Genomic DNA, 22836 nt, shown 5'->3' on the forward strand with positions numbered 1-22836 from the left:
ATTAATGTACAATACGTGTAAAAATATATATAATATTAGAAAATGTTGGGCATTTACGAAAATTTCTTGTAAAAAATAAATAAATGTTCGACTTTTTTAAAAAATATGATATAATAGCATTTGTGAAAATGGAAAACTATGAACAATATTTAGATTTATGGTAAATACTAATTAATTTAGTAGATTTTTGTTTAAATTAAAATAATAGATAAAATTAAAGTATTTTTATTCCTATATTGAAAGTGAAAATACAGATTATAAGGAGGTAAAGATGTTTACAATACTAGATTTAGTTCAACCCAATACAATAGATGAAGCATATAAAGTACTTGTAGATAAAAAAAGCAATACCATTCTTGGAGGTTGTGCTTTTTTAAGGATGGGTGCTAAAAGAATAGGTACAGCTGTGGATTTATCAAAGCTTAATTTAAATTATATAAAAGAAGATGATGAATATATAGAAGTGGGAGCTATGACCACCTTTAGAGATATTGAGACAAGCCCTTTATTTAGAGAATACTTTAATGGAATATTACCTAAATCAGTTAGCAATATAATAGGAGTTCAGTTTAGAAATGTAGTAACTGTAGGTGCTACTGTATACTCAAAGTATGGATTTTCTGATTTGATAACAGCATTATTGTGTTTAGATACAGAAGTGGAATTATACAAAGGAAAGAGAATGTCCTTAGAAGAGTTTTTAGAAAGACCTTATGAAAAGGACATTTTAACTAGAATATTTATAAAGAAAAATAACAGAAAAGCTGTTTATGGAAATTTAAGAAATGCTATAAGTGATTATCCTATATTAAATGTATCTGTTTCTAGATTAGAGGATAAATGGACTGTAGTTGTAGGAGCTAGACCTTTACATGCTAAAATTGCAAAAGGAGCATCCCGTGAGTTATCTAGTGGAAATTTCAGCATTGAAAATGTAGAAAATGTGGCAAACATAGCTTCAGAAGAGCTGCATTTTGGAAGCAATATGAGAGGTTCAGCCCAGTACAGGAAATCTATGTGCAAGGTTCTTGTAAAAAGAGCGATAATGGAGGTATTACAGTGCAAATAGAAATTATTTTAAATAATAAAAAAGTTAATTTTGAAATAGAAAAAGATGAATTTTTAGCTGACACTTTAAGAAAAAATGGAATATTAAGTATAAGAAAAGGCTGTGATACAACTTGCTGCGGTCTTTGCACAGTATGGATAGAAGGAAAGCCAACTTTATCCTGTTCAACTTTATCTATAAGAGTTAATGGAAAAAATATTACTACTATAGAAGGATTAAAAGAAGAAGCAGAGGAATTTGCCAAAATTCTTGTATCAGAAGGTGCTGAACAATGTGGGTTTTGCAGTCCAGGTTTTATAATGACTGTAATTGCCATGAAAAATGAACTTAAAAATCCAACAGAGGAAGAAATAATTCATTACTTAACTGGTAACTTGTGCAGATGTACAGGCTATATGGGTCAGTTAAGAGCAATTAAAAAATATCTGGGGGTAGCATAAACATGAGAATAGTTGGTAAAGGTATTTCAAAGATAGATGGAATGACTATTGCAACAGGTAAGCCTGTTTATACAGAAGATTTAGCGGTAAAAGATGCTTTAGTAATAAAAATACTAAGGAGCCCACATGCTTTTGCAAAAATAAAATCTATAGATATATCAAAAGCAGAAAAAATAGATGGTGTTGAATGTGTTTTAACCTATAAAGATGTTCCAAATGTGAGATTTACATTAGCTGGACAATCTTATCCTGAACCTTCACCTTATGATCGTTTAATATTAGATGAAGTTGTTAGATATGTAGGAGATGAAGTTGCAATTGTAGCTGCTGTAGATGAAAAGACAGCTTTAAAGGCTATAAAGTTGATAAAGGTTGAATATGAAGTGTTTGAGCCTGTTTTGGATTTTGAAAAAGCAGAAGAACATGAATCAACAGTTCATGAAGAGGACCTTCATTGTAATTTTGACATTGGTATGCAGAAGGATAAAAATATTGTTTCCAGACAAAAGATGGAGTATGGAGATGTTGAAAGCGAATTTGATAAGTGTGATGTAGTAGTGGAAGATACTTATTACAATCAAGCACAAGCTCATTGTATGATGGAAACTTATCGTTCTTTCAATTATATTGATCATGCAGGAAGACTTGTAGTTATAAGTTCAACACAAATTCCATTCCATGTTAGAAGAAAATTAGCTAGAGCTCTTAACATACCATCGAGCAAAATAAGAGTAATTAAACCAAGAATAGGCGGCGGTTTTGGAGGTAAACAAACTATTGCAGTGGAAATCTTTTCTGCAATAGTAACTATGAAAACAGGTAAACCATCTATGATAATATATGATAGAAAGGAAACCTTTGAATGTACAACTAGCCGTCATGCTATGAGAACAAGGGTTAGATTAGGTGCAGACAAAGAAGGATATATAAGAGCTATAGATATACAATGTTTATCGGATACAGGAGCTTATGGTGAACATGCTTCTACAGTATTTGGACTTGTAGGACAAAAAACACTTCCTTTATATAATAAGACAAAAGCTGTTAGATTTATGGGAGATGTAGTTTATACAAATAAAACTCCAGCAGGAGCATTTAGAGGGTATGGAGCAACACAGGGAGCCTTTGCAGTTGAATCAACAGTTAACAAATTAGCAGAAAAGTTAAATATGGATCCAACAGAAATTAGACTGAAAAATTTAATTAAAGAAGGAGAAACTTCTCTTGCTTTTGAAGGAAAGATTTTAGGAAGTTCAGCTCTTCATAGATGTATAAAAAAAGGTAAAGAGTTAATAGGTTGGACTGAAAAATATCCAAGAAGAGAAATAAGTAAAACTAAAGTAAGAGCTATTGGTATGGCAGTAACTATGCAGGGATCAGGAATTGCATGTATAGATACTGCATCTGCAGAAGTAAGATTAAATGATGATGGAAATTATACACTTCATATAGGTTCTACAGATATGGGAACGGGAAGTGATACAATATTATCACAAATGGCTGCTGAAATTTTAGAAACATCAATGGAAAAAATCATAGTAAATGCAGCAGATACGGATATTTCTCCTTATGATCCAGGTTCCTACGCTTCAAGTACAACTTATGTTACAGGAATGGCTGTAGTGAAGGCGGCAGAATCACTTAGAAAACAGATTATTGAAACAGGAGCTAAATTACTTGAATTGTCTTCTGAAGATGTAGAATTTGATGGAGAAAATATAAAAGCTGTTAATGGAGACAAAACTATGAGCTTAGAAAAATTAGCTGAACTTATGGTTTTAGGTGTAGGAAAGCTTCAATTAGTTGGTAATGCTACTTATGGAAGTGAGGTATCACCTCCACCATTTATGGCAGGCTTTGCAGAAGTAGAAGTAGACAAGGAAACAGGAAAAGTGGATGTAATAAATTATGTAGCAATAGCTGATAGCGGAACTATCATTAATCCAAATTTAGCAAGACTTCAAGTAGAAGGTGGAATTGTTCAAGGAATAGGAATGGCATTATATGAGGATATTAAATTTAACTCAAAAGGAAGACTTGAAACAAATACATTTATGCAGTATAAAATTCCTTGTAGAAAAGATGTAGGAAGTATAATAGTGGATTTTGAAGAAAGCTATGAGCCAACAGGACCTTTTGGAGCAAAATCCATAGGAGAAGTTGTTGTAAATACTCCATCACCAGCAATTGCACATGCAGTTTATAATGCTGTAGGCGTTAGAATGACATCTCTTCCAATGACACCAGAAAAAGTGTTTATGGCAATGCAGCAATTAGATAATAAATAGAAATTTTTGATTAATATAAAGTCTTATTGAAAAATGCTGCAGTTATTATAACATGAAGGATAAATTAATTTTTGAGGTGCAATATGAATTTAAAGGATTTATTAAACTTAAAAAAAGGTGATGTAATATCCATTGTAGGTGCTGGAGGAAAAACCACCTTCATGTATTCTCTAGCAGAAGAATTAAGAGGTGAAAATAAAGTACTTGTAACTACTACTACAAAAATTTATATGCCCAATGAAAAATATTATGATTTTATCACTATAAATGAAAGTAACTTTAATAAGTATAATTATGAAAAAACTAATGGTATATATTTATATGGAAGTTATTTGAATGAAGAAAATAAAATAATTGGATTGGATACTGAGCTTTTAGAAGCTCAGTTGCCATATTTTGATTATGTTTTAGTGGAAGCAGATGGTTCTAAGAGAAAGTCCATTAAGGGATGGAAAGATGATGAACCTGTAATAAGCCAAAATACCCATAAAACTATAGGCATTTTAAGCATAGATGCTTTAGGTAAAAAAGTAAATGCTGAAAATGTTCATAGATTATGTGAATTCAAGAGTATAACTAATTCAAAAGAGAATGAAATTGTAACTGAAAAACATTTAACTTCTTTAGTATTTCATAATAAGGGTTTGTTTAAAGATTCTAAAGGAGAGAAAGTTTTATTTATAAATAAGGTAGATACAGATAATGAACTTGTTTTAACACAAAAATTAGTAAATAACATTTTAGAAAGTAACGATAATTATATAGATGAAATTTTAATTGGAAGTTTAAAAAATAAGCAATACCAATTGGTAGTTTAAGTTTACAAAATAAAAATATTTATATAAATCAATATGGTATTTAAGGGTGATAAAAATGATTAGTGCTATTATTATGGCATCTGGTTTTGGAAAGAGAATGGGTAAAAATAAGCTTCTATTGCCGTATAAAAACAAAGCTATGGTTGAGCACATTATAGAAAAGGTTATGGTGTGTGATTTTTTCAGCAAAATCCTTGTGGCTAAAGATGAAGAAGTATTGAATATAGGCATAAAAAAGGGTATTAAGGTTGTAAAAAATAGAAATGCATTTAAAGGTCAAAGTGAGTCCATAAAACTTGGAATAAGTGCTTCACAAGAAGCTGATGGATATATGTTTTTTACATCAGATCAGCCTTTGCTTGACATTGACACTATAAAGATTCTAATGGATGTATTTGAAAAAAATAATAATTGTATAATTGTTCCTATCCATGAAGATAGAAAAGGAAGTCCTGTAGTATTTCCAAAAAGATTCATAGATGAACTTAAATTGCTTCAAGGAGATAATGGCGGTAAGAATGTCATTAATAATCACACTAACGATGTAATAACTGTAGATGTTAGAAATGAATATGCTATGGTAGATATAGATACCTGGCAGGATTATGAGAAAATTACAAGGGGTTAAAGTATGATTGAAGATATTGTTATAATAAGAGGCGGAGGAGATATTGCCTCTGGTATAGTACAAAAATTATATAGAAGTGGATTCAAGGTTTTAATAGCAGAAGTAGAAAAGCCTACTTCCATTAGAAGAAAAGTGTGTTTTAGCGAAGCTATATTTGATGGTTATGTAATTGTAGAGGGTATAAAAGCTGTTCTTGTAAAGAATATATATGAAATTAAGAAGGCTTGGTCTGAAGGAATTGTACCTGTTATTGTAGATCCAGAAGGCAAATATATAGATATAATAAAACCTCAAATTGTTATAGATGCAATAATAGCAAAGAAGAATTTAGGAACAAATTTGAACATGGCACCTATGACTATAGCAGTGGGTCCTGGATTTGAAGCTGGAAAAGATGTTGATGTAGTTGTAGAAACTATGAGAGGTCATAATTTAGGAAGATTGATATTTAGTGGTATGGCTATGAAAAATACTGGTGTGCCTGGAAAAATAGCTGGTTATTCAAAAGAAAGAGTAATACACAGTCCTGCTAGTGGTATTATTGACAATATAAAAGAAATTGCAGATATAGTTAAAGCTGGAGAAGTTATAGCTTATGTGGATGGAATAGAAGTTAAAGCTACTATTGATGGAGTATTAAGAGGATTAATAAGAAATGAAAGTAAAATTTCCAAAGGACTTAAAATAGCAGATATTGATCCTAGAATTGAAGAAAAGCAGAATTGTTATACAATTTCTGATAAAGCTAGAAGTATTGGTGGAGCAGTGTTAGAGGCTGTATTGTATTTAAAAGCAACTAAAACCAAGACTTTTAGAGAAATGACTAAGGTAGTATAAAATAATAGTTTTAATTTTTTAAGCATTACTTGTTATTTGGTACAAGTAGTGCTATATTTTTATTATTTGTAATGGTAAAATATAGAATGGATAAAAATAAGGAGGAATTTATATGAAGGTTAAAATGTCCAATTTTTTAAATAACACAAAACCAAGTATAAAAAAACTTATAAAAAACCTATCTAAGGATTTCAAATATGTATCAGTTTTAGGTAGTGACGTTTGTGGAAAATTATATTCTGTTCAAAGAACAGGAATTTCCATTCAGGATTCATTTTGGAGTGAAAGAGGTTTTGTAGTAAAGGTTTATAATGGAATTAGTTATTCTGAAATTTCTTTTAATGAAATAAATGAAAATGAAATTGAAAGTATATCAGAAAACATAAGAAAAAAAGTAAAAGGACAAATTCAATCCTTAAAAAACAAAGTGAACATAAATGCTTATGATTTGATAAATGAAGAAAAAATAGAAAAAACTTTTATAGGAGAAGTTAAAGTGCTTCCAGAACAAATAAGCGATAAAGAAATAGTAGAAAAAATGATAAGCATAAAGGATAAGGCTTTTTCTTTAAGTGATTTTTTAATAGATTTAAGAGTTAGATACCAACAAGTTCATGTATCAAAGATTTTTATTTCTAATAATAAGGATTTAGCCCAAAGTTACATATGGAGTGAAGGATCAATATTTAGTATTGTAAGACGAGAAAATAAGACTAAATATTCATATAGCCCTTTTTCTGGACTTAAAGCTTCTGAACTTTTAGAGGAAATTTCAGAAAAGGTAGATGAAACTGTAGATATTTCTATAAAACTTCTAGATTCGAAGCCAGTTACCCCTGGAGAATATGAATGCATATGTTCTCCAGATGTTTCAGGAATAATTGCACATGAGGCTTTTGGCCATGGTGTAGAAATGGACATGTTTGTGAAAAATAGAGCTAAGGCAGCTGAATATATGGATAAGGAAATAGCATCTCCACTTGTAACTATGCATGATGGAGCTGCTTCAGCTGTAGATGTTTCTTCCTATTTATTTGATGATGAAGGAGTTTTAGGAACAGATACTGTAGTCATAGATAAAGGAATACTTAAGAAAGGTATATCAGATACACTTTCAGCTTTAAAGTTAGCTACTACTCCAACAGGAAATGGTAAAAGGCAGTCTTTTGAAAGAAAAGCTTATTCAAGAATGACTAATACTTATTTTGCAGCTGGATCCAGTAAGCTTGAGGATATGATAGCTTCAATAGAATTTGGATATTTATTAGATTGTCCAATGAGTGGTATGGAAGATCCTAAAAATTGGGGAATACAATGTATGGTGAATTATGGCCTTGAAATAAAAAATGGAAAACTCACAGGGAATATTGTATCTCCAGTAGTTTTAACGGGATATGTACCTGATCTTTTGAAATCTATATCCATGGTTTCAGATAAAGTAGAACTTTGTGGTTCTGGTGCTTGTGGCAAGGGATATAAGGAATTTGTAAAGGTATCTTCTGGAGGACCATATATTAAAGCGAAAGTGAGGCTTGGATAAAATGATAAACAGAATAAAAAGTATATTAGAAATTTTGGATGTTGATGGATATAAAATAGTTGAAACAAAGGTAAATTCAGAAGAATTATTTTTCATAAAGAAAGATTTAGATATGAATAGAAGTAAAGATGTTCACCATTTTAAAGTTACAGTTTACAAGAACTTTGAAGAAAATAAAATGAAATATAAAGGATCTTCTATAGTAAATATTCATCCTACCATGAGTGATGAAGAAATTAAAAAGTCTTTGGAAGGTGCGGCTTTTGCTGCTAACTTTGCTAAAAATCAATATTATGATCTTCCTAAAAAGGCTATAAAAGAAAATGAAAAGATTAAAGAAAGCAGTTTTAAAGGCAATACACTTTCTTATTGGATGGAAAAATTAACAGAAAAGCTTTATGAAGCTGACAATAAAGAAAATGGAAATATAAATTCATCAGAACTTTTCTTGGAAAAAGTATATAAGAGAATTATAAATTCAAATGGAGTAGATGTTAGTTTTGAAAATTATAAAGGAACTATTGAATTTATAACTAATTGGAGAGAAAAAGAAGAAATAGAACTGTATAAATCCATAGGGTTTTCAAATTTTGATGAAAAACAAATTGTGTCCTCTGTAAATGAAATGCTATTTGTTTCACAGCAGAGAGCTTTGGCAAAAGATATGCCAAAGGCGGGAAAATATAAAGTTATATTTACAGGATTAGCTGTTAAAGAGCTTCTTTCCTATTATGTATATCAAGGAAATGTAGAAGCAGTTTACAACAATATGTCTATAGCTAGGCTAAATGAAAATATACAAGGTGATGATGTAAAAGGAGATTTGTTAAGTATAACACTGGATCCAGCTTTAGAAAACTCATCTTGCTCAGTTCCTTTTGATGAAGATGGAATTGCTTTATCAAAGATTCAAATATTTGATAAAGGTGTACTTAAAAATTATCATGGAGATTTTAGACACAGTTTTTATTTAGAAACAGAACCTACAGGAATTATTAATAATTTCATAGTAGATGGAGGAAGCAAATCTTATAAAGAAATGAAAAATGAACCTTATATGGAGCTTGCTGAATTCTCTGATTTTCAGATAGATAAGCTTACTGGAGATTTTGGAGGAGAAATAAGGCTTGGATGGTACTTTGATGGAACAAAAACTATTCCTATAACTGGAGGTTCTGTATCTGGAAATATGAAGGATTTTCACAGTAATATGTATCTTTCAAAGGAAATACAAAAAGATAATGAATTTCAAGGACCAAAGGCATTAGAACTATTTGATGTATCCATTGCTGGTAAGTAAATAGCAATCGTTAATATAGTAAAAATCACTATCAAAATTTATTGGAATTCAATAAAATAGATAGTGATTTTGATTCTTTAAAGTAATAGGAGATTTTGAAAGATGGATTTTTGACAAAAGCTATTTCTATAATGCTTAGAAACATTATAGAAATAGCTTTTATTTAGTTTTCTTTTATGCGATTAATAACTTTTAAACCATATGACCTTTTAATAAAGGAGTAGTGCCCGAATTTAATTTTTTACATATTTTGTTGTAAACCAATATAGCATTTAAAATAAGTAATGTGCTGGTAATGAAAAATACATATTTTATGCCAAAATGTGAAGCTATTTGTCCACCAAGTAAAGAACCAGAAAAGGTTCCTAAATAAAATGCACTCATATTAAAACCATACATTCTTCCAGTAAGAACGTCTGGTGTTATTTTCTTTAATAAGGTGTTAATTGATGGTGCTAGACCTGCTGTTACAAAACCTAATGCAAATCTTAATATTATTAATTCCCAGGAATTTTTTACAAAAGCTTGAGGTATAAATATTAAACCAGCTATAATAAGGGATGCAAGCATAACTTTTTGAGGTCCAACTTTATCTGATAACTTCCCAAGTCTTGGAGCTGAGATAATGCTGGCAACACCTGAAGCAGAAAAAGCCATTCCAGAAATTAAGGCAATATGAGCTGAATTACGGGATAACTCAGAGATATATATTGTTACTATTGGTTCTATAGAAAAAAATGCAAGCTGCAAAATAAAAGAAGTAGCAAATAGAACAATAATTAAATGAGAATCAGGCAGCTTATGCCAAACCTCTTTTGTACTGAGTACTTTTTTATCAGATGCTGCAAAATCTTCTTTTACAAATAGTAAAGTTAGGATAAAAGCAACTAACATAAGAGCACCAGTAAAGAAAAAAGTGAATTGTAATCCTAAAATTTCATCTAGATATCCTCCAATAAGCGGACCAAGTAGTGAACCTGAAATAGAAGCTGTGGATAGTACACCTAACGCCCAACCGGAATGTTCTTTATCAGTTTGAGTTGCAACTAATGTCATACAAGCTGTGCTGTAACCTGCTACAATTCCCTGGAGCATTCTTAAGGCAATAAGCTGATATACATTTTGTGCAAACCCCATAGTTGAAATTACAATACACATACCGAAACTTGCACGTAAAAGCATAGGTTTTCTACCAATTTTATCAGCTGCATAGCCCCAAATTGGTGAAAATATTGCTAAAACTACAAAAGTAATTCCAAAAGCAATTCCAGATATTTGTTCAACAGCAGAGATATTGTGAACACCAAGCTGCTTAATGTAAAGTGGCATTATAGGTGCTATTTGGCTCAGTCCTAAAGCAGTTACAAATGATCCAAACCAACATACAATTAGATTCTTTTTCCAAATTTTCAATAGTGTCAACCTTCTTTCGCAATTAACAATTATATTTTAATTATAAGCTTAAAGAAGGCTTAATTACATGAAATATTTTAATATTCATGGACATTTTTGTTGTAGAATTCTTTAGGGCTTATACCTTTGATTTTTTTAAATAGCCGACTAAAGTAAAATTCATCTTTAAAACCTAGAAGTTCAGAAATCTCTTTGATTTTTTTGTCGCCAACCATAATAAGTGCTTCAGCCTTATCTATTTTCATTTTATTAAAAAATTCAATTATTGAATATCCTGTTGTATCCTTAAATGTCCTTGAAAGATAACTAGGAGAAAAAGAAACAAGATCTGATAATTCTTTTAATGTAATGGATTTATTTATATTTTCATGTAAGTATTTTATAATTTTTTCTACTTTAAGGGTTGATGAATAATTTGTATCTTGTCTTTTTAAATTATCATGTATTTCTAGTAGAAGCTCTTCAAGAATCATTCTGCAGGAAAATTCGTAATCAGGTAACTTTGTACTCCATGTTTCAACAAGTTTTTTAAATATATGGAAAAGTGGGTAATGGTTTTTAAACTTCTGCATTGTAGGAAATTTTAGATATTCAATTTCAGTAGATAAATTCCATTTATCATTGCAAAAATTCACACAAATAAAGCTAAAATGAACAGATAAAAAGGTAAGCGGTTCACTTAAATTTGGTTCTATTGAATGAAAAACGTCAGGTTTTAAATAAAATAACATTCCTTTCTCTACAAAGAATTCTCTGTTTTCAGTTGATATATAACCTTTACCACCAGTTACAAGAAAGAGTTCATGATGATTGATTTTTCTAGCAATTTTTTTCTTGTGTTTTTGTTTCCAATCCTCATAAGTTTCTCTGTGAGTACAATAATGAATATGAAAATAAAGATTATTCTTGTCCATAATATTTCTCCTATTTATAAACTATAGTTTTGTTTCTTGTGCTTTGAACACATTATATAATGTATATTTAAATTATTCAATTTTCACAGTTTAAAAATAATATGAATATTATAGTAAAGAGAGCTATTAAAAGGAAGGATAAATTTGAAAAAATTAAATCCAGAAAAGCTTTTTGTAAAGTTTAAGGATGGAGTTAACAAGGTAAGCCCAATTATACTAAGAAGGTATACATTAACACATTCGGATAAAACAGCAGAACTTTTTTTAGTAATAGGGTTAACATATGCTTATGAAAACATAACATCAGAGAGGGATGAAGTATTAGCAGAATGGAAATTCGTAAACAATCAATATGTTTTAAATGTATTTTGTCATGTTGGAGGTGAAAACAATAAGAATAAAGCTGCTTTAAGATATAAAATCTTTATAAGAGAATTGCCATTAGCTTTAGAAGCAATTTGCTACGGAGATAGAAAGCTTTTTGAAGTACATCAATTTCTAAAAAATTCACCAATAATAGTTAGATTTGAATCTGTTTATCCACAATATAATGGTATAAAATACTTTGGAAGGCCTAAGAATTATTTATAATTACAGTAAAAAGCGGAAATTCATTAATAGAAATGGAGCTGTGGCACTAAGAATAAATATTACAATGTGTTGTGTTAGGTTTTAATTTGCAAAACACCATATTGTAAAGAAATTGCTTAGTGTAACAGCTCCTTAATTATTGATACTGATAAGTTAAATTTATGATAAATTTAAAAAAATGGAAAAAGATTGAAATTTTCTGTTATAATAGTTCTAATAGCATTTTTGTGAATTTGTTTAATAATTGAATTTACATAGACCAAGTATAATGAAAAGTGTTAAAATGCTGTAATCTGACATATATTTGGAGGGATAAAATTGATTAAAAAGAACTTAGCTTTATGCATGGCTTTAGTTTTATTTTTTTCAGGATGTGGGGCAGTAAATAAAAATGCATCAAAAAATACAGAGAACAAAAATGAAACTACTATGAATGATAAAAATAATAATTCTACCAATAAAAATTCTGAAAATAAGCAAAAAGAAATTGATAAGTCTGAAACGGAAGGAAAAGCTTTTACTCCTTTAGTGTTGTCAGATACTTCATCGCTTAGCACTAAAGCTATATCCTGGTCATGGATGTATTCACCAAGAGATAATGCGTCACTATTATCAAAATATAAGGGGTATGCTTTTGGAGATACTTCAAAAAAAGTTATTTATCTTACCTTTGATGAAGGATATGAAAATGGGTATACATCTAGTATTTTAGATACATTAAAGAAAAATAATGTACATGCAGCTTTCTTTGTAACTAAGCCATTTGCAACTGGCAGCTTTAAAGGAGTTCCAAATGCCAGTTTATTAAAGAGAATGAAGGCTGAAGGACATATAATAGGAAATCATTCTGTACATCATAAATCTATGCCTACATTCAAAAATGAAAAAGCTTTTGATGATGAAATTACTGGAGTAGAGTCTGCAGTAAATAGTATTCCTGGATGCAAGATGTCAAAATATTTCAGACCACCAGAAGGTACCTTTAGTGAACTGTCTCTTTACTATACTCAAAAGATTGGTTATAAATCTATATTTTTTGCTCTTGCACATCAAGATTATGATGTAAATAAGCAGCCTGATCCAGAAAAATCTAAAGCACTTCTTTTGAAGAACACACGTAATGGTATGATTTGTTTACTTCATGCTATGTCTAAAACTAATGCTGGTATTTTAGATAGTTTAATCAAGGAATGGAAGAGTAAAGGATATGAATTTAAAACTTTAGATGAGCTTCCAAATTAACAAGTTAAGATGAAAGTTTATTACAAAAGATGGTGTTAATTTAAAAAATTATATCATCTTTTTAAAGTTTAATTAAACATAAATAGATATATGTTTAATTAAATGATACAATTATAATGCAAAAATATTATTAAGAAAGAGAGAAATTAACATTGTATGATTTATTATTTCAATTTGTAGATAGGGCTACACTACTGCTTATATGTATATTTATTATAACCAGAATACATAGCTTTAGAAAGATTTTTTTAAAAGACAATTATGAGAAAAAAGATTATATAATTATTTGTATAGTTTTTTCTATATTTGCAGTATTAGCAACTTATACGGGATTAAATGTAGAAGGTTCATTAATAAATGTTAGAATAATTACCATAGTATCTGGAGGAGTAATATTCGGGCCAGTTGTAGGAATAGTTACAGGAATAGTGTCTGGAATTCATAGGTACTTGATAGATATACATGGTATAACATCTATTCCTTGTTTAATAAGCAGTATTACTGCAGGAATAGTATCTGGATATATTAATAAAAAGGTTGAAAAAAAATATACTTGGCTGGCAGGTATAGCTGCAGGCATGCTTTGCGAAATATTGACCATGGTGCTTATATTAATATTCAGTAAACCTCATTCTCTTGGTTTTGATATAGTATCTAAAATAGGAATTCCAATGGTACTTGGTGAAATTAGTGTTGGATTTATAGTTTTGTTAGTTCAAAGCGTTGAAAATGAAAAGGAAAAGATAGCAGCTAAGCAAGCAAAGCTTGCTCTTGATATTGCAAATAAGACTTTGCCGTATTTTAGAAATATAAATACTGATGCTTTAAATAAGATATGCGATATTATTAAAAAAGATATAGAGGCTGATGCAGTGTCCATAACTGATAAAAAAAATATACTTGCTTATGTTGGACTTGGAAAGGAATATTATAATATAGGACATGAAATAATAACAGAAGATACGAAAGATGCAATTACCAGTGGTAAAATAATTATAAAAAATGATGGTATAGATCATAAATATGCAGCGTTAAAATCAGCTATAATAATACCTTTTGAGGATAAGAATGAGATTACAGGGTGCTTAAAGATATATTATGTAAAAGATCATAAAATAACATATCCATTACAAACTCTTGCAGTAGGGCTTTCACAAATCATATCAACACTAATGGAGGTATCTAAAGTTGAACAAATAAAAGAAATGGCAAATAAGGCAGAATTAAAAGCACTTCAAACTCAAATAAACCCACATTTTTTATTCAATGCATTAAATGCTGTAGCTTCATCCATAAGAATAAATCCAGATAAGGCAAGGGAACTTATAATAAATTTATCTAATTACTTAAGATACAATTTGGAGTTAAATGACGAATTTATAGATATAAAAAAAGAATTAAAACAAGTTAATGATTATGTGGAAATAGAAAAAGCAAGATTTGGAAATAAACTAAATGTAATTTATGATATAGATGATATACATGTTAATATACCTAGTCTTATAATACAACCATTAGTTGAAAATGCTATAGTTCATGGGATTTTAAAAGATAAAGGAATGGGTACAGTAACTATAAGTGTAAAAGAAAAAGAAGAAAAGATTAAGATATCAATAGTAGATAGTGGCGTTGGTATAGATAATAGTATAATAGAAAAAGTTTATAATGATAATATTCCTAAAAATAAGATAGGCTTATACAATGTGCATTTAAGATTAAAGCTTATTTATGGGGAGGGACTTAAAATAAAAAAATTAGAAAAAGGCACTAAAATAGAATTCTATGTAACGAGGTGATTTTATGAAAGCTATAATAGTTGAAGATGAATTTTTAGCTAGAGAGGAACTTAAATATTTTATTAAAAATTGTAGTAGTATAGAAATAGTAGATGAATTTGAAGATGGCATAGAGGTATTGAAGTTTATTCAACAAAATGAGGTTGATGTTATATTTTTAGATATAAACATACCATCCTTAGATGGAGTATTACTTGCTAAAAATATAAGTAAATTTTCTAAAAAACCCTATATAGTCTTTATAACAGCATATAGAGAGCATGCTGTAGAAGCATTTGAAATAGAAGCTTTTGACTATATACTTAAACCTTATTCTGAATCTAGAATAATATCTATGCTTAAAAAATTAGAAATGACCTTTAATCATGAGAATGTTAGCTTACATAACAATCCTATCAGTAATAAGATAAATTTGTGGAAAAATGAAAAAATAATAGTTGTGGATATGGATGATATATATTATTGTGCTGCTAAAGAAAGAATAACTTGTGTCTTTACAAAGCATGAAGAATATTCTGTTAATGTTAGCATATCAGAATTTTATAATACTTTACCAAAGGATAAGTTTTTTAAGAGTCATAGGTCTTATATAGTAAATATAACTAAGATAAGAGAAATAATACCATGGTTTAATAATACATATAATTTAAGACTTCAGGATATAGATTATGAAGTACCAGTAAGTAGGAGCAACATAAAAGAGTTTAAACAGATTATGAATATATAAGTGTATTTCATGTAAAGTTTTATGCATTTCATTCCTAAATTAATAATTTTATATTTTATGAATATATAATTAGGCTATAGTAAAGCTTAAGCACTAGTAAAAGTTTTCATAGTATATTATTAAAGATTTAATAAAGGGAGTGTATAAAATGAAAAATACATCAAAAAATCCATGGTTAGTGGTACTTGGTACAGTAATTGCACAATTAGGCTTAGGAACAATCTATACTTGGAGTTTATTTAATCAAGCAATTTCAGATAAGTTTGGATGGGGAGTAAGTACTGTTGCAGTTACATTTTCTATAACAAGTTTTGCTTTATCTCTTTCAACATTATTTGCAGGAAAGATGCAGGACAAGTTAGGAATGAGAAAACTGATATCATTATCAGGTATAGTACTAGGAATTGGACTTTTATTAACATCTAAGGCAACTTCAATATCTATGCTTTATATTACAGCAGGGGTGATTGTTGGAGCAGCAGATGGTATAGGGTATATTACTACACTTTCTAATTGTATTAAATGGTTTCCTGAAAAAAAAGGTCTTATGTCTGGTATTTGTGTAGGTGCTTATGGAACAGGAAGCTTAATATTTAAATATGTTAATGCAAGCCTTATTTCTTCAAAAGGAGTATCCATGGCTTTCTTATACTGGGGTATAATTGCTATGATTTTAGTATTTATAGGAGCTCAATTCTTGAAAGATGCTCCTAATGTAGAAAATGTTAATAATGATATATCAGAGAAGCATGATTTTACTGTAAAAGAAATGTTAAATACTAAAGAAGTGTATCTTTTGTTTATAATATTTTTCACAGCATGCATGAGTGGTCTTTATTTAATAGGCATTGTTAAAGATATTGGTGTTAAATTAGCAGGCTTAAATCCTGTAGTTGCAGCAAATGCAGTAGCTATGGTAGCTATATTTAACACTGCAGGAAGAATTATATTAGGAGCATTATCAGATAAGTTAGGTGCATTGAAGGTTGTATTGGGCACCATGGCAGTAACTGCAGTATCAGTGTTCATATTGAGTTTTGTACATTTAAATTTTGGAATATTCTTTGCTTGTGTTTCAGCAATAGCATTCTGTTTTGGTGGAAACATTACAGTATTTCCTCCAATTGTAGGAGATTTCTTTGGAGTAAATAATCAAACAAAAAATTATGGAATTGTGTATCAGGGATTTGGAATAGGAGCTCTTTCAGGAACTTTTATATCTACAGCAGTAGGTGGATTTAAACCAACATTCATGGTAGTTGGAGTATTATGTATAATTTCAATTTTTATAGTTGCTACTATAAAAGCTCCAAATTTCAAGAGTACTGAAAAAGAAAAAGTTAATCTTAGATTAAATAATAAAGTTGCATAATTGATTGTGGAGATACTGCAGGTTTTAATATATTATTTACTTAATATAGGCATTATATGACCCTGAATAAAAAGCGTAGCTTTCATAATACCTACTATTCAGTTTATGTATATTTCAGCTATTTTAATAATACTTTATGGCGCAGCCTGCAAAAATAATAAATTTGTTAATTATTATGTTTATGAGATGCTTACATGTTTTTTATGTTATATTTTTCAACAACCTAGATAATAAGTTTCTTTTAAGGTATTTCTATAAATATAGGAAGTAACTTGTTTTTTAATGAAATATAGTAGCCTAACAGCAGGCTACGCCTTAATTTTTAAGCATTATAAGTTATGATTATAAATATAATTTTGACTTACTAAAACTACTTATAACAATATAATTATATGTGTACTCTTGAAGTTACTAGTTTGAATTTTAACTTTTATGCAGTGATATATGATAAGGGTGTCATCACATTAGCTAAATTGTTTTAGTATTATTCTTAGCTTTAAGATTGGGAAAGCCTTAGAACTTTAGTCCTGTTTGAGGGAACCGAGTTTGACAAAGTTCTTAGGTTTTCCAAATCTTCAAGCTTTAGAATAATTAAAACATTTAGCTGTGATGACACCCTTATCATATATCACGGAATGAAAGTTAAAATTCAAACTTCCACTGCACCTTTATGTCGCAATATTTTTAAAATGTGAAAGTTGAGTTACTTAAGTTTTTGTTTTGCTAATTTTGAAATGAAACGAAAAGCCGTTGTAGAAAGCATTATGCCAAATGCAATTGCTCCTCCTACAGCAATGGTTTGCATACCTTCAGAGGATGCTAAAGAATACTTTTGTTCTACAATACTGTTTATAGTAGTATAGGCTGTTATACCAGGTACTAGAGGAAATATTCCTGGTATTGAAAATTGTACAGCAGGTGTTTTAAGTATTCTTGCCATTAATTCACTGTATATACCTACAAAAAATGCTCCTACAAAGGATGAAGAAACAGGACTGTAAGTATACTTATAAACTGCAAGATATGCAGCCCAACCAATAGCTCCACAAAATCCGGCCCATATTATTTTTTTTCTATCAATATTAAAAAGAATAACAGGAAAAATGCTGCCTAAAAATGCTAATAATATTTGTTTTATCATAGTTTTACACCCATCCCAATAGTTAATGCTGAACCAATTCCTGCTCCTACTGCAGTTATAATAAGCATTGCTTCACCAAATTTGGTTATACCTGATTCAAAGTCACCAGATATAATATCTTTTATACCATTGGTGAGAGGAACTCCTGGTAATAATATCATTATTGATCCAGTTATGACATTACCTTTGTTTACAAGAGGTAATGAGCTTTGAGCAATTATACTAGCAATACCTATAATAAAACCTGAAAGAAAAAATTGTAAAAAGACGGTTCCAGATATTTTTTCTAGTATGAAATAAATAACTATACTTATAATTACTGAAACTACTGAATCACATATAGTACCATTAAAAAATAGTGAATAAATGAATGAAGTCATACTAGCAGCAAATAGTCTTATTGGAAAACTGAAATATGGAGCTTGATCTATATCTTTTAATATTTGTTTAGCTTTTTCATAGGAAATGGGTTCATGCTGAATATCTCTTGAAAAAGAATTAATTAATTCTATTCTATATAAATCCACATTTCTTGTTCTGATTTTTTTTAGTGAAGTTATTTTTTCATCATTATGATCTATTATAGAAATAAATACTCCTTTAGCAGTAACCATACATTCACATTTTAGATTATATGCATTACATATTCTTTCAATTGTTTCTTCAACTCTATAGGATTCTGCACCACTGCTTAAAAGCATTTGTCCTGCACAAAGAGAAATTTCCAAAACTTGTTTGGCTTCCATAGTATACTCCTTCAATAAGCTTTTTATATGAATAAAGATCATAAACAACCTTATTCAACATTTAAAGTTTATAAAAAATTTATAAAAAATGCAATGCTTTTGTTTCAGAAATAGAATTTATTATTTTATATAGACTATTATAGATTTAAAATTATATTGAAGAGTGCTGTTCATCTTGCAATTCTGAATCCTTCTCAAAGGATTCATTAATGTTTTCTTGCATAAAGTTTATAGTACAAGAAATATTGTTTATCACATGTTTATAAGTATTACTGAGTTGAGTTAATGAAGCTACTTTTTCATGATTTTTTTTCTTTTTATATTCTTCTATTTCCTTTAAAACTTTTTTGTGTTCTGCTTTAAATATCCAAACAAGGCTGGTAGCTGTTTCATATTGTTTTTGACTCTTAGTTAAAGTTGATGAAGACAGCTTCATATTATCAGATTTAGTAGAGGATTTAAGTAAAATATTAGAAGCATGATTTAATGCACCCTTAAATGCATTATCAAGTAGGTCCATATACTTATTTGTATTGTTACCATAAATACCAGAATTAATTTCTTTTTTTATATTCTCATATTCTGAATTATACTTTTCTACGAAAGGAGATTTAGTAATGTCCTTTACAGAACTTTCAATACGATTTAAAAATTTATAACTAACTATAGCATCATTAGATATGTGTGAATCATCTGTGCTTTGAAAAATAGTATTATTGTTGGAATTTTCATTTTTATGTTTATTATTGTTAAGTGAATTTTTATGTTCGTTAGCATTAGTTTCATAAGTTATTGATTTATTTATTACAATTGAATCCATAATAATCCCTTCTTACATTTTGTATATATTTTCAATATCGAAGAATATTTAGAAGACTTAATATAATATTTACAAATTATTGGTTAATCATTCCTATATGAAGTAGCAAATGTTTTTACATAAAAATCCAGAAAATATTGCTTTTTATAAAGTATCTGTTATAATTAATGTATAACATGTATAATAAATATATCAATAGAAAAGAGGAGTAATATGTTAAATAGAAATGTTAGATTAAGTTTAATTTTGGCTATTACAGCATGTACTTTTATATCTTCTTCGGTTTATGCAGATGGAAATATCAGTATAAAGAGACTTAATGGTAACGATAGATATGAGACTTCGGCCAGCATAGCTAATTATTATGAAGCTGGACAATTAGATAGTGTTGTTGTTACTAGTGGTAATGGATTTGCAGATGCACTTTCAAGCAGCTCACTTCAAGGACTTGGAGGTTCCCCTGTAATGCTTGTAGGAGATAATATACAAAATAGCAGTAAAACTATAAATTATATTGAAAATCATTTAAAGAAGGAGGGTACTATATATATTTTAGGAGGGGAAGCTTCTGTAAATAGTGAATTTGAGAAATATTTTAAAGAAAAAGGGTTTAATAAAATAATAAGACTAGGTGGAAATGATAGATATGAAACTAATATAAAAATAGTAAATCAATCTAATGTAAAGGAAGGTACCCCAATAGTTATAGCAAACGGCGATAATTTTCCCGATGCTTTAAGTATATCTAGCATAGCAGCGTATAAGGGATATCCTGTTTTTATAACTCCATTTAGTAATTTGCCAGGTAAGACAGAAGAAAAAATAAAGGAAATTAAACCTTCTAAAATATATGTTATAGGAGGAAGCAGTTCAATAAGTAGTGGAATAGAGGATAAATTAAAACAAATATCAAAGGATGTAGCAAGAATACAAGGTAAAGATAGATATGAAACCTCTATGAATATATGCAAATATTTTGATGAGAATTTAGATAATGTAATAATTGCCAGTGGAGAAGCTTTCCCGGATGCACTTTCTGGAACTGCTCTTTCAGCTAAACTTAAAGCACCTATAGTAATAACGGATGGAAATAATATTAGTAGTATTAAAGAATATATAAAAGATAGAAAGTTTAAAAAAACAATAATACTTGGAGGAGAAGGTGCAGTTTCAAAAAATGTAGAAAGTGTTTTAAGTTCTAATGAAGATACAAATTTATCTCAAGATTTAAAAGTTAAAGCTGAAAGTTTTGTAAGTAATTTATCAAATAAGAATATTGATGAAGCTTTAAAACAATTAAGTAGTGATTTAAAAACAGGTTATGGAGAAGGAATAATGAAAAATTATCTTTCAAGTGTAAGCTTTAAGGGAGTTGATACAAAACCAATAGATGTAAAGCAGGAAGAAGCACCACTTGGAAATGTAATTACACTAACTTATAAAGTTGAAGGAAGTTCTACCACTGTTGATGTAAAAATAAAATATGACAATGATGGACAAATATACGATTTAGTATTTGAAAATACTCCAGTTGATAGTAAGTATAAACTGCCAAGTTATGCAAATACAGATAACTTTACTGAAAAGAATGTAACCATAGGTGATGGAAAATATAAATTACCAGGGGTATTAAGTATGCCTAAAGGGAAAGGTCCATTTCCAGCAGTAGTACTTGTTCATGGCAGTGGTGCTAATGATAAGGATGAGACCTATGGAGATACAAAGGTATTCAGGGATGTATCAGCAGGACTTGCTTCAAAGGGAATTGCAGTATTGCGCTATGATAAAAGAGCAAAATATTATGGAGCATTAAGTTCAGTAGATACAAAAGTTGATTTAAATGGCGAAACAGTAAATGATGCAGTGGAGGCTGTAAATTTATTAAAGAAAACTGAAGGCATTGATTCGAATAAAGTTTTTGTTTTAGGACACAGTTTAGGAGCAATGCTTACATCAACAATAATAAAAGATTGTGGTGATAATGGGGCAGCTGGAGGTATAATGATGGCTGGACCTGTAGATTTCCTTGACACTCTTTTAGAGCAAAGTAAATATTTAAATTCAATAGGAGAGATGAATGAAAATCAGTTAAAGGGAATGAAAAGTGTATATAGTACAGTAAAAAATAAAGACTTTCCAGGAAATTTACCTGAAAATACACCGATTTTCGGTGCTTATCCATATTATTGGTTAAGTGTTAAGAATTCAACTCAAGTAAATGATGCTGTAAGTATAAAAGAACCTCTTCTTATTCTTCAAGGAAAAATGGATTACCAGGTGGATGTTTCTAATTTAGATAAATGGAAAAATATATTGAAAAATAAGCAAAATGTAAATTACAAATCTTATGATAAATTAAACCACTTTTTTATAGAAACAAACTCTAAATCAATGGAAGGTTACGGAAAAGCTGCTAATGTGCCTGATTATGTTGTTAATGATATAATTAATTGGGTTGATGAATATTCAAAATAAAACAGAAAGCTGGGAAGTGAATTATATTTGTTTAAATATGTAATTAATGATGATTTAGAATTAAAGTTGCTAGAAAATTGCTATATAGAAGAACAATTTGCACTAATACAGAGGAATCGTCTTTATCTTAAACAATGGCTGCCTTGGGTAGATGGAATTAAGACTTTTGAAGATGTGGCAAAATTTATAAAGATTACTAAAGAGCAATTTGTAAACAATGATGGATTCCAATGTGGAATATGGTATAAGGGAAGAATGGCAGGTATAATTGGGTATCACAATATTGATTGGTCAAATAAGTCTACAAGCATTGGTTATTGGATTGGAGAAGAATTTCAAAAAAAGGGTATTATGATAAGAACTTGCAAGGTTTTAGTAGATTATGCTATAAAAGAGTTGGGATTAAATAGAGTGGAAATTAGGTGCGCTGAAGAAAATTTTAAAAGTAGACATATTCCAGAAAAGCTGGGTTTTAAAAATGAAGGCACTTTGAGAGAGTCAGAATGGCTATATGATCATTATGTTAGTCATGTTGTTTATGGAATTCTTAAAGATGAATGGATGCATATGTATTCCAGGTAACAAATTATGAATTTTGTTGATAACTTATTTTATTTAAATTTTCCCATTTAGAGATATATAGATATTTGATAAAAGGAATTTTCGTAGTATAATATAT

20 protein-coding genes are annotated in these 22836 nt (G+C 29.2%); 15 read left to right on the top strand and 5 right to left on the bottom strand.

Going from position 1 to position 22836, the window contains the following annotated elements:
- Positions 1-271 precede the first annotated feature (271 nt).
- From Ccar_RS06610 to Ccar_RS06645, 8 genes are all read left to right on the top strand, one after another.
- Entirely contained in the window at positions 272-1069 is a 798-nt protein-coding gene (locus tag Ccar_RS06610) for an FAD binding domain-containing protein (protein ID WP_007062012.1), read from the top strand.
- A complete protein-coding gene (locus tag Ccar_RS06615) occupies positions 1060-1509 on the top strand; it encodes a (2Fe-2S)-binding protein (RefSeq protein WP_007065174.1) in 450 nt (149 codons plus the stop codon). Before Ccar_RS06610 ends, Ccar_RS06615 begins: the two co-directional genes overlap by 10 nt.
- Before the next feature lie 2 nt (positions 1510-1511).
- Positions 1512-3797, top strand: a complete 2286-nt coding sequence (locus Ccar_RS06620) for a xanthine dehydrogenase family protein molybdopterin-binding subunit (RefSeq protein ID WP_007062010.1) — start codon at positions 1512-1514, stop codon at positions 3795-3797.
- An 83-nt stretch (positions 3798-3880) separates the two neighbouring features.
- Complete coding sequence (gene yqeC, locus Ccar_RS06625; protein WP_007062009.1) at positions 3881-4615, top strand: selenium cofactor biosynthesis protein YqeC; 735 nt, start codon at positions 3881-3883, stop codon at positions 4613-4615.
- A 55-nt stretch (positions 4616-4670) separates the two neighbouring features.
- Positions 4671-5243, top strand: a complete 573-nt coding sequence (gene mocA / locus Ccar_RS06630) for a molybdenum cofactor cytidylyltransferase (protein ID WP_007062008.1) — start codon at positions 4671-4673, stop codon at positions 5241-5243.
- 3 nt (positions 5244-5246) lie between these two features.
- A complete protein-coding gene (yqeB, locus tag Ccar_RS06635) occupies positions 5247-6080 on the top strand; it encodes a selenium-dependent molybdenum cofactor biosynthesis protein YqeB (protein ID WP_007062007.1) in 834 nt (277 codons plus the stop codon).
- A gap of 112 nt (positions 6081-6192) precedes the next feature.
- A complete protein-coding gene (locus tag Ccar_RS06640; RefSeq protein ID WP_007062006.1) occupies positions 6193-7620 on the top strand; it encodes a TldD/PmbA family protein in 1428 nt (475 codons plus the stop codon).
- 1 nt (position 7621) lies between these two features.
- Positions 7622-8920 carry a metallopeptidase TldD-related protein gene (locus tag Ccar_RS06645; protein WP_007062005.1) on the top strand — a complete coding sequence of 433 codons (1299 nt, stop codon included), beginning with the start codon at positions 7622-7624 and terminating at the stop codon, positions 8918-8920.
- A 192-nt stretch (positions 8921-9112) separates the two neighbouring features.
- On the opposite strand, the gene Ccar_RS06650 is transcribed toward Ccar_RS06645, so the two are convergent.
- A complete protein-coding gene (locus Ccar_RS06650) occupies positions 9113-10333 on the bottom strand; it encodes a multidrug efflux MFS transporter (RefSeq protein ID WP_007062004.1) in 1221 nt (406 codons plus the stop codon).
- A gap of 77 nt (positions 10334-10410) precedes the next feature.
- Positions 10411-11247 carry a helix-turn-helix domain-containing protein gene (locus tag Ccar_RS06655; protein WP_007062003.1) on the bottom strand — a complete coding sequence of 279 codons (837 nt, stop codon included), beginning with the start codon at positions 11245-11247 and terminating at the stop codon, positions 10411-10413.
- 144 nt (positions 11248-11391) lie between these two features.
- Here Ccar_RS06655 and Ccar_RS06660 point away from each other — a divergent pair, with 144 nt between their 5' ends.
- The 5 genes from Ccar_RS06660 to Ccar_RS06680 all read left to right on the top strand — a co-directional run bounded on the left by Ccar_RS06660 (position 11392) and on the right by Ccar_RS06680 (position 16975).
- Positions 11392-11838: a staygreen family protein gene (locus Ccar_RS06660; RefSeq protein WP_007062002.1), complete on the top strand. Its 447-nt coding sequence runs from the start codon at positions 11392-11394 to the stop codon at positions 11836-11838.
- Between the two features lie 318 nt (positions 11839-12156).
- Entirely contained in the window at positions 12157-13080 is a 924-nt protein-coding gene (locus Ccar_RS06665) for a polysaccharide deacetylase family protein (protein WP_007062001.1), read from the top strand.
- A gap of 152 nt (positions 13081-13232) precedes the next feature.
- Positions 13233-14876: a sensor histidine kinase gene (locus Ccar_RS06670; protein ID WP_007062000.1), complete on the top strand. Its 1644-nt coding sequence runs from the start codon at positions 13233-13235 to the stop codon at positions 14874-14876.
- A 4-nt stretch (positions 14877-14880) separates the two neighbouring features.
- Positions 14881-15603: a LytR/AlgR family response regulator transcription factor gene (locus tag Ccar_RS06675; RefSeq protein WP_007061999.1), complete on the top strand. Its 723-nt coding sequence runs from the start codon at positions 14881-14883 to the stop codon at positions 15601-15603.
- A 148-nt stretch (positions 15604-15751) separates the two neighbouring features.
- Positions 15752-16975 carry an L-lactate MFS transporter gene (locus Ccar_RS06680; protein WP_007065177.1) on the top strand — a complete coding sequence of 408 codons (1224 nt, stop codon included), beginning with the start codon at positions 15752-15754 and terminating at the stop codon, positions 16973-16975.
- A gap of 703 nt (positions 16976-17678) precedes the next feature.
- Here the strand turns inward: Ccar_RS06680 and Ccar_RS06685 are convergent.
- The 3 genes from Ccar_RS06685 to Ccar_RS06695 form a co-directional block, all read right to left on the bottom strand.
- A complete protein-coding gene (locus tag Ccar_RS06685) occupies positions 17679-18116 on the bottom strand; it encodes a threonine/serine exporter family protein (protein ID WP_007061996.1) in 438 nt (145 codons plus the stop codon).
- Positions 18113-18862, bottom strand: coding sequence for a threonine/serine exporter family protein (locus tag Ccar_RS06690; RefSeq protein ID WP_007061995.1), 750 nt, complete (start codon positions 18860-18862; stop codon positions 18113-18115). Before Ccar_RS06690 ends, Ccar_RS06685 begins: the two co-directional genes overlap by 4 nt.
- Before the next feature lie 151 nt (positions 18863-19013).
- On the bottom strand, positions 19014-19682 hold the full coding sequence (locus Ccar_RS06695) for a hypothetical protein (RefSeq protein WP_007065179.1): 669 nt from the start codon (positions 19680-19682) through the stop codon (positions 19014-19016).
- A gap of 213 nt (positions 19683-19895) precedes the next feature.
- On the opposite strand from Ccar_RS06695, the gene Ccar_RS06700 reads away from it, so the two are divergent.
- Together Ccar_RS06700 and Ccar_RS06705 are read left to right on the top strand one after the other, a co-directional pair.
- Positions 19896-22157, top strand: coding sequence for an alpha/beta fold hydrolase (locus Ccar_RS06700; protein ID WP_007061993.1), 2262 nt, complete (start codon positions 19896-19898; stop codon positions 22155-22157).
- A 27-nt stretch (positions 22158-22184) separates the two neighbouring features.
- A complete protein-coding gene (locus Ccar_RS06705) occupies positions 22185-22739 on the top strand; it encodes a GNAT family N-acetyltransferase (RefSeq protein WP_007061992.1) in 555 nt (184 codons plus the stop codon).
- Positions 22740-22836 lie beyond the last annotated feature (97 nt).

Source organism: Clostridium carboxidivorans P7 (genome assembly GCF_001038625.1).
Taxonomy (GTDB): domain Bacteria; phylum Bacillota; class Clostridia; order Clostridiales; family Clostridiaceae; genus Clostridium_AM; species Clostridium_AM carboxidivorans.

Bases quoted from the DNA above. Each gene is read 5' to 3' on its own strand.
- Ccar_RS06610 (WP_007062012.1), top strand. From the start codon at position 272: ATGTTTACAATACTAGATTTAGTTCAACCCAATACAATAGATGAAGCA.
- Ccar_RS06620 (WP_007062010.1), top strand. From the start codon at position 1,512: ATGAGAATAGTTGGTAAAGGTATTTCAAAGATAGATGGAATGACTATT.
- yqeC (WP_007062009.1), top strand. From the start codon at position 3,881: ATGAATTTAAAGGATTTATTAAACTTAAAAAAAGGTGATGTAATATCC.
- mocA (WP_007062008.1), top strand. From the start codon at position 4,671: ATGATTAGTGCTATTATTATGGCATCTGGTTTTGGAAAGAGAATGGGT.
- yqeB (WP_007062007.1), top strand. From the start codon at position 5,247: ATGATTGAAGATATTGTTATAATAAGAGGCGGAGGAGATATTGCCTCT.
- Ccar_RS06640 (WP_007062006.1), top strand. From the start codon at position 6,193: ATGAAGGTTAAAATGTCCAATTTTTTAAATAACACAAAACCAAGTATA.
- Ccar_RS06645 (WP_007062005.1), top strand. From the start codon at position 7,622: ATGATAAACAGAATAAAAAGTATATTAGAAATTTTGGATGTTGATGGA.
- Ccar_RS06655 (WP_007062003.1), bottom strand. From the start codon at position 11,247: ATGGACAAGAATAATCTTTATTTTCATATTCATTATTGTACTCACAGA.
- Ccar_RS06675 (WP_007061999.1), top strand. From the start codon at position 14,881: ATGAAAGCTATAATAGTTGAAGATGAATTTTTAGCTAGAGAGGAACTT.
- Ccar_RS06680 (WP_007065177.1), top strand. From the start codon at position 15,752: ATGAAAAATACATCAAAAAATCCATGGTTAGTGGTACTTGGTACAGTA.
- Ccar_RS06685 (WP_007061996.1), bottom strand. From the start codon at position 18,116: ATGATAAAACAAATATTATTAGCATTTTTAGGCAGCATTTTTCCTGTT.
- Ccar_RS06690 (WP_007061995.1), bottom strand. From the start codon at position 18,862: ATGGAAGCCAAACAAGTTTTGGAAATTTCTCTTTGTGCAGGACAAATG.
- Ccar_RS06695 (WP_007065179.1), bottom strand. From the start codon at position 19,682: ATGGATTCAATTGTAATAAATAAATCAATAACTTATGAAACTAATGCT.
- Ccar_RS06700 (WP_007061993.1), top strand. From the start codon at position 19,896: ATGTTAAATAGAAATGTTAGATTAAGTTTAATTTTGGCTATTACAGCA.